7 protein-coding genes are annotated in these 6,901 nt (G+C 62.7%); 3 read left to right on the forward strand and 4 right to left on the reverse strand.

The window, feature by feature from the left end:
- Nucleotides 1–22 precede the first annotated feature (22 nt).
- Nucleotides 23–1,552 carry an efflux transporter outer membrane subunit gene (locus FAZ69_RS12775; protein WP_136894986.1) on the forward strand — a complete coding sequence of 510 codons (1,530 nt, stop codon included), beginning with the start codon at nucleotides 23–25 and terminating at the stop codon, nucleotides 1,550–1,552.
- 110 nt (nucleotides 1,553–1,662) lie between these two features.
- On the opposite strand, the gene FAZ69_RS12780 is transcribed toward FAZ69_RS12775, so the two are convergent.
- From FAZ69_RS12780 to FAZ69_RS12795, 4 genes are all read right to left on the reverse strand, one after another.
- On the reverse strand, nucleotides 1,663–2,097 hold the full coding sequence (locus tag FAZ69_RS12780) for a hypothetical protein (RefSeq protein ID WP_136894866.1): 435 nt from the start codon (nucleotides 2,095–2,097) through the stop codon (nucleotides 1,663–1,665).
- Entirely contained in the window at nucleotides 2,094–2,609 is a 516-nt protein-coding gene (locus tag FAZ69_RS12785; protein WP_136894868.1) for a lysozyme, read from the reverse strand. The genes FAZ69_RS12780 and FAZ69_RS12785 overlap by 4 nt, the downstream gene beginning before the upstream one ends.
- 1 nt (nucleotide 2,610) lies before the next feature.
- Nucleotides 2,611–3,093: an Hcp family type VI secretion system effector gene (locus FAZ69_RS12790; protein ID WP_136894870.1), complete on the reverse strand. Its 483-nt coding sequence runs from the start codon at nucleotides 3,091–3,093 to the stop codon at nucleotides 2,611–2,613.
- 268 nt (nucleotides 3,094–3,361) lie between these two features.
- Nucleotides 3,362–4,780 carry a nucleobase:cation symporter-2 family protein gene (locus FAZ69_RS12795; RefSeq protein ID WP_169708620.1) on the reverse strand — a complete coding sequence of 473 codons (1,419 nt, stop codon included), beginning with the start codon at nucleotides 4,778–4,780 and terminating at the stop codon, nucleotides 3,362–3,364.
- A 407-nt stretch (nucleotides 4,781–5,187) separates the two neighbouring features.
- Here FAZ69_RS12795 and FAZ69_RS12800 point away from each other — a divergent pair, with 407 nt between their 5' ends.
- Both FAZ69_RS12800 and FAZ69_RS12805 read left to right on the forward strand, forming a co-directional pair.
- Complete coding sequence (locus FAZ69_RS12800; protein ID WP_136894872.1) at nucleotides 5,188–6,612, forward strand: xylulokinase; 1,425 nt, start codon at nucleotides 5,188–5,190, stop codon at nucleotides 6,610–6,612.
- Between the two features lie 87 nt (nucleotides 6,613–6,699).
- Nucleotides 6,700–6,901: alcohol dehydrogenase catalytic domain-containing protein (locus FAZ69_RS12805; RefSeq protein WP_169708621.1), on the forward strand; the 202-nt coding region annotated here is incomplete at its 3' end.

Below are 6,901 nucleotides of genomic sequence, written 5' to 3' on the forward strand. Positions count from 1 at the left end.
GGGCGGCCCGGCGCGTACTGGGCTGCGAAAACTGTCTTTGATTGCCATCGCAGCCGGGGTCCTTGCCGCCGGCTGCACGATGGAGCCGCGGTACCATCGGCCGGACGCGCCGGTGCCGGCGTCGTTCCCGACCGGCGGCGTCTACCAGACGCAGCCGGCCGCGGGCGCCGAGCGCTCGGCGAACGGCGCCGCTGCCGTCGATATCGGCTGGCGCGAGTTCTTCGCCGATGCGCGTCTGCAGGAGATCATCGCGATCGCTTTGAAGAACAACCGCGACCTGCGCGTGTCGGTGCTGAACGTCGAGGCGTCGCAGGCGCAGTACCGGATCACGCGCGCGCAGCTGTTCCCGACGGTCGATGCCGTGGGCAGCAAGAGCGTCTCGCGCACGCCAAAGGACTTGTCGCTCTTCGGCCAGACGATCTCGCAGACCTACAACGTGGGCCTGCAGACGTCGTGGGAGATCGACTTCTGGGGGCGTATCCGCAGCCTGAAGGACCAGGCGCTCGCCAAATACCTGTCGACGGCGCAGGCGCGCAAGGCGGCGGAGATCTCGCTCGTCTCGCAAGTCGCCGACCAGTATCTGACGATGCTCTCGTTCGACGACCTGCTGAGGATCACGCAGCAGACGCTGAAGACCGCGCAGGATTCGTACAACCTGACCAAGCTGCAGTTCGACAACGGCACCGGCTCGGAACTCGCTCTGCGTCAGGCGCAAACGGTGGTCGAGCAGGCGCAGGCGAACATGCAGGCGCAGGCGCGCTCGCGCGCGCAGGCCGAGAATGCGCTGGTGCTGCTGCTCGGCGAGCCGCTGCCGGCAGACCTAGCGCCGGGCCTGCCGCTCGACGGCCAGGGCATCCTGACCGACATCCCCGAGGGTTTGCCGTCGGACCTGCTTACGCGCCGTCCCGACATCATGGAGGCGGAGCAAAACCTGCTCGCGGCCAACGCGAACATCGGCGCCGCGCGCGCAGCGTTCTTCCCGAAGATCTCGCTGACCGCTTCGGCGGGCACCGAGAGCGCGACGCTCGGCGGGCTCTTCAAGCCGGGCTCGGCTGCTTGGAGCTTCGCGCCGACGATCACGCTGCCGATCTTCGAAGGCGGCAGCAACCTGGCCAACCTCGATCTCGCGAACATCCAGAAGAAGATCGAGATCGCGCAGTACGAAAAGGCGATTCAATCGGCGTTCCGCGAGGTCGCCGACGGGCTCGCCGCGCGCGGCACCTACGATCAGCAGATCGCGGCGCTCGAGCGCGACGTGTTCGCGGAGCAGCGTGCGCTGGAGCTGTCGGATCTGCGCTATCACAACGGCGTCGACAGCTATCTGGCGGTGCTGACGGCGCAGACCAATCTCTACTCGGCGCAGCAGTCGCTGATCAACGCGCGGGTGAACCGGCTCACGAGCCTCGTGGACCTGTACGTCGCGCTGGGCGGCGGCTGGATCGAGCATACCGGCGATACGCCGCGTCCGGCCGATGCGCCGGCGGACTATGGCTCGGGTGCATCGGCTACGCCGGCTGCGGCTGTGCCGGCGTCGTCGGCGAAGGCGGGATGAGGTTGCGAGCTTCGTTGGCTTGCTGTTGAACAAAACGCCACGGGAGACCGTGGCGTTTTGTTTGGGGTGTTCCCCATTTTGGTTGGAAATGACGCCGTGTTCCATTAGGACTACGGTTTGATGCGGATGGCCTCATAAAAAACACCAAGTTTCTCGAAAATCAATCTATTTCTCCCGTCTAGCGCGAAAATGGAGATGTCAAATATATTCGAGCACTCAATTGTTGCAATAGTGACTCGCTCAGGAAGTCTTAGATCGTCAGGGTCTGTGCGATAACCATTGTAAAAGAAATCAAACATATCCTCTTCGGTGAAATGTAACCTTGGGGAAAGGCAGGTGTCTCGGCCGACTTCTATTTTTGATTTTCCAAAAATCAGGCGCTTCCCTATTAAATAATTTATCTGCTTTTCCGACATTCCGAACGATGAGGAGTAACCGGCCACAGACTTTACACGCCATGCTCCAGATAGAATGTCATGGCCGGATGCCATTAAGGTCGTGCTCGCAAATAATGCGCATACGGAAAGAATGATTTTGAACTTCATTTTTTTTCGAGGCGAAAGGGCACGCTCTCCTCCGTTCGCCTGGAAACTAGTCCTTTTAGATGGACTAATTCCCCATTTTGACGTGAACTGGTACGGCTTGAGATTACGTCGGCGGCAGCTACAAATTCTCCCGCATTTAGCCGCTCAAACACTGCTATCGCTCCCGTGGGCCCGGTATTGTAGACAAAGCTTACCAAGGCATCGAACTGCTCCTGATTGAGTTCCTGCGTCACATTCCGTCTGATTGCGTTTTCAGCATCGCGGATGCGTGAATTCAGCGACGCATCCGCCATTTCTTTCGTCACCGTGATCGCCAATTCCTCTTCCGTGCATACGCCACGATGCACCAACGTTCCATAGCCATAGGTGCAGTGGCCTTTATTCTTGCCGCCGTCGTTGTAATATTCGAGCCGTAGTCGCTCACGAGAAGCAAGCCGCAGCCGTCCCGCCGCACTCATCGACAACTTGGCGTTGAGATTCTCTTTCTTGGTAGCAGTAGCCGCTCGTGCCATATCATTGCTCTTTGTTCGCTTTGATATCGAACGAAGCGGTCACCGTGCCGCCGCTGCCGCCTTGGGCATTCTGAATCAGATATTCCTGCTTCACTTTCGAAAACGACAAGCCAACCTGTTCTCGAATACGCTCGTCGCCTTGGGTACTTACCGGATGCACCAAGGTAACGATCACGTCATTCATCGTGATCTTCATGTATTCAAGCGGATTGCCACCCGCTTTGCGAGTCGTCAGCACCACATCGCTAATGTGCTTGCCAGTCAGGCAATATTTCATCAGATTAGGGCTGGCGCGATCGGCGTAGTGCTCGAAATACAAATCGGAAATCGTCGCTTTGCCGGCGCCGCCACCACTTCCTGAATGCATATCGGAAGCCTGCTTGATTTGCCACTCCCAATGAACGACATCGATTTCATTCATATGGTTCGAATCGTTCGATTCACCATCGATTCCAGTGATCTTGATGAACATGTCTTGTGCCATAACTGCCTCCCTAGAATAATAGAAATTATTTGCTCTGCACCCAATCATGAAGGTGACCACAAGCCGTGTTGGAACTTGTCAAAGCTGAACAATTCTAGTAACTACGGATGCCTAAGGATTGCGACACGCTGACGCATCAAAAAGATTGTTGTGATTCTTCACGAAGTCGACACGTGCCCAAGGAAAATGCCACGGAAGTCCCTGGCATTTTCCTTGGGCGATGGGGTGCGGTGCGTTCTGCGCGCGTCAGCGCGCACCGCCAGCCCACTCAATGCGCATCCGCGATCCTCCGCTCGAGCTCATGGCCGCCTGCGGAAGTCGCGTCGGCCGGATGCCGTTCGAGATCGCGCCCGGCCCGACGGATGTCCTTCTTCGCTTCCTTCTCGCCCTTCACGCCGTTGAAGATGAGGTTCAGCACGACCGCCGACGTCGACGCGAGCAGGATGCCGCTGTGCAGAACCGGCGACAGCGCGCTCGGCAATTGCTGAAAGAAGTGCGGCGACACCACCGGCACGAGACCCAGCCCGACGCTCACGGCCACGATGAACAGGTTGTTGTGGTTCTTCACGAAGTCGACGCGCGAGAGCACCTTGATGCCGTTGGCGGCGACCATGCCGAACATCACGATGCCCGCGCCGCCGAGCACGAACGCCGGCACCGACGCCACCACCTGCGCCATCTTCGGGAACAGGCCGAGCAGCACGAGAATCACGCCGCCGGTTGCGCAGACGAACCGGCTCTTCACGCCGGTCACGCCGATCAAGCCGACGTTCTGCGAGAACGACGTATGCGGGAACGAATTGAAGATGCCGCCGATCAGCGTGCCGAGGCCGTCGACGCGCAGGCCGCGCACGAGCGTCTCGCGATCCACGGGACGCTCGACCATGTCGCCGACCGCGAGGAACATGCCCGTCGATTCGATGAACGTGACGAACATCACGGTGACCATCGTCGCGATCGCGAGCGGGTCGAAGTGCGGCAGGCCGAAGTGGAACGGCATCACGAAGCCGACCCACGGCGCGCTCGTCACGCCGCTGGTGTTGACGTGGCCGGTGGCGAACGCGATCAGGAAGCCAGCGACGATCCCGAGCAGCACCGAGATATTGGCGATGAAGCCGTGGCCGAACTTGTTGATCAACAGAATCAGCGTGAGCACGGCGAGCGACAGGCCGATATAGAGCGGATTGCCGTACTCGGGGCTGCCGACGCCGCCCGCGGCCCAGTTGATGCCGACTTCCATCAGCGAGAGCCCGATGACCGCGATCACCGTGCCGACCACGACCGGCGGGAAAAACCGCAGCAGTTTGCCGATCATCGGCGCGAGCCCGATGCCGATGACGCCGGCGGCGATCGTCGAGCCGAAGATGTCGAGGATGCCCAGATGCGGATTGGCGCCGATCGCGACCATCGGTCCGACGGCCGCGAACGTGCAGCCCATGATGACCGGCAGGCGGATGCCGAAGATCCACAGACCGAGCGTCTGGATCAGCGTGGCGATGCCGCAGGAGAACAAGTCGGCGCTGATGAGGAAGGCGATCTGGTCTTTCGGCAGATTGAGCGCGCCGCCGACGATCAGCGGCACCGCGACCGCGCCCGCGTACATCACCAGCACGTGTTGAATGCCGAGGGTGAGCAGCTGGCCGAAGGGCAGCCGTTCGTCGACCGGATGGACCGTATTCGATTGCATGTGTCTCGCTCCAATATCTCGTTTTTGGGTGCCTCCAAGGTATGCGGAACGAAAAGCGGCAACAAGAGCGCTGGAGGCTATTCCGTGCTTTCCGGAAGCGATATGCGCCGCATGCGAAAAAACATATATGCCGCGTGACGTGCGCCGCTTCGTGCCGATGAAGCCCCGCAGGGCGCGCATCGGCCCGATGCGGCCGATGGGCCGGCGGATCGTGGCGTACGGCCGTTGCTATGGTGTGTATTTCGTTTCGCGCATAGTTGCGTTTTTGCATAGCCGTGCGTGCGAGTGGGTAAACCCGTGGCCAGCGCCGTTTCCAGCGGGCGCGAAAGAATCGCGCATGCGCTGCGGGCGGAAGGAAGCTGCGCGGTTATCATCGATGGCGATTCCACTCGATCACAATTTCGACCATGCGTTTTCTCGGCATCGACATTGGCACTGGCTCCCTGAAACTGGCGACCATCGACGGAGACGGCCGCGAGTGCGCGGTCGCGAGCGCCGCCTACGCGGTAGAGACGCCGCAGCCGGGCTGGGCGCAGATCCATGTCGAAGCGTGGTGGCGCGCGCTTGTCGATGCGGCGGCGCGCTTGCCTGCCGAAGAGCGCGACGCGGTTCGCGCGATCGGCTTTTCGGGGCAGATGCACAGTGTCGTTCTGACCGCCGATGACGGCAGCGCGGTGCGGCCCGCGCTGCTCTGGCCCGATACGCGTGCGGCCGGTTTGCTCGATGCATGGCCCGAGCCGCAGCCGAATCCCGTCGCACCGGGCATGGCAGGACCGCTCTTGCGCTGGATCGTGCGCAACGAACCTCAGTCGATGGCGGCTACGCGCTGGGCGCTGCAGCCGAAGGACTGGGTGCGCGCCGCGCTGGGCGGCGTCGTCGCGACCGATCCGTCCGATGCGTGCGCGACCGCGCTAGCCGATGCGTCGGGCGCCTGGGACCGCAGGCAGATCGACGCGCTCGGCCTGCCGCAGGAATGGTTCGCGCCGCTTTCGCCGTCGTATGCGGCGGGCGGCACGCTGTCCGCCGAGGCGGCGCGCGCGCTGGGACTGCGCGAAGGCGTCGTGCTCGCGACGGGCGCGGGCGATACGCCCTGCGCCGCGCTCGGCAGCGGCCTCGCGCACGACGGCGACGCGCTTCTGACCACCGGCACCGGCGGCCAGATCGTCGTCCTCGCGACGCAGGCGCCGCAGGCCGCGCGCGGCCTGCACGCGTACCGCGCGGCGACCGACCATTGGTATCGGATGGCGGCGATGCAGAACGTCGGCGTCGCGCTCGAGGCGGTGCGCGGCTGGCTCTCGTATGCGTCGTGGGCCGATGCATATCAGGATGCGTTCGCCGCACAGCCGTCGGCGACGCTCACGTTCCTGCCCTACCTGACCGGCGAGCGTTCGCCGTGGATGAACCCGGCGGCGCGCGGCGGCTGGCTCGGTCTCGCGCTCAACGATTCGCGCGCGACGATGATGCGCGCCGCGTTCGAAGGCGTCGCGTTTTCGTTGCGCGCGGGGCTCGATGCGATTCGCGCGAGCGGGGCGCCCGTGCGGTCGCTGCGGCTCGCGGGCGGCGGCTCCGTCGATGCGCGCTGGCGGCAGTTGCTCGCGAATGCGCTGGACGCCGAGCTGCATGCGGTCGACTGCCCGAACGCTGCCGCGCGCGGCGCAGCAATGCTCGGAGCGCTCGCAATCGGCCATTGGCACGCGGCGGATCTTGCGGCGCTCACGCCTGCGGCGACGCTCGTCGCCAGTCCGCAGCGCGACGATGCGCTCGCCGCTCGCCATGCACGTTTTATCGATTTGTATCGGCGTACCGAAAGTTGGTTTCCGGGATCCGATTGAGCTAATAAACTGGCGCGGCCGGCGCGCGCTTGCAGCGTTGCGTGGCGCCGAAGGCAGACGAACTCAAAGCACGAAGGAGCAATCACGATGAAGACGAAAGCCGCTATCGCATGGAAGGCAGGCGCACCGCTGACGATCGAGGAAGTCGATCTGGAAGGTCCGCGCGCGGGCGAAGTGCTGATCGAGGTGAAAGCGACAGGCATCTGCCACACCGACTACTACACGCTTTCGGGCGCGGACCCGGAAGGGATTTTCCCGGCGATCCTCGGGCATGAAGGCGCGGGCGTGG

Source organism: Trinickia terrae (assembly GCF_005144415.1).
Lineage (GTDB): Bacteria > Pseudomonadota > Gammaproteobacteria > Burkholderiales > Burkholderiaceae > Trinickia_A > Trinickia_A terrae.

Bases quoted from the DNA above. Each gene is read 5' to 3' on its own strand.
- FAZ69_RS12780 (WP_136894866.1), bottom strand. From the start codon at position 2,097: ATGAAGTTCAAAATCATTCTTTCCGTATGCGCATTATTTGCGAGCACG.
- FAZ69_RS12785 (WP_136894868.1), bottom strand. From the start codon at position 2,609: ATGGCACGAGCGGCTACTGCTACCAAGAAAGAGAATCTCAACGCCAAG.
- FAZ69_RS12790 (WP_136894870.1), bottom strand. From the start codon at position 3,093: ATGGCACAAGACATGTTCATCAAGATCACTGGAATCGATGGTGAATCG.
- FAZ69_RS12795 (WP_169708620.1), bottom strand. From the start codon at position 4,780: ATGCAATCGAATACGGTCCATCCGGTCGACGAACGGCTGCCCTTCGGC.
- FAZ69_RS12800 (WP_136894872.1), top strand. From the start codon at position 5,188: ATGCGTTTTCTCGGCATCGACATTGGCACTGGCTCCCTGAAACTGGCG.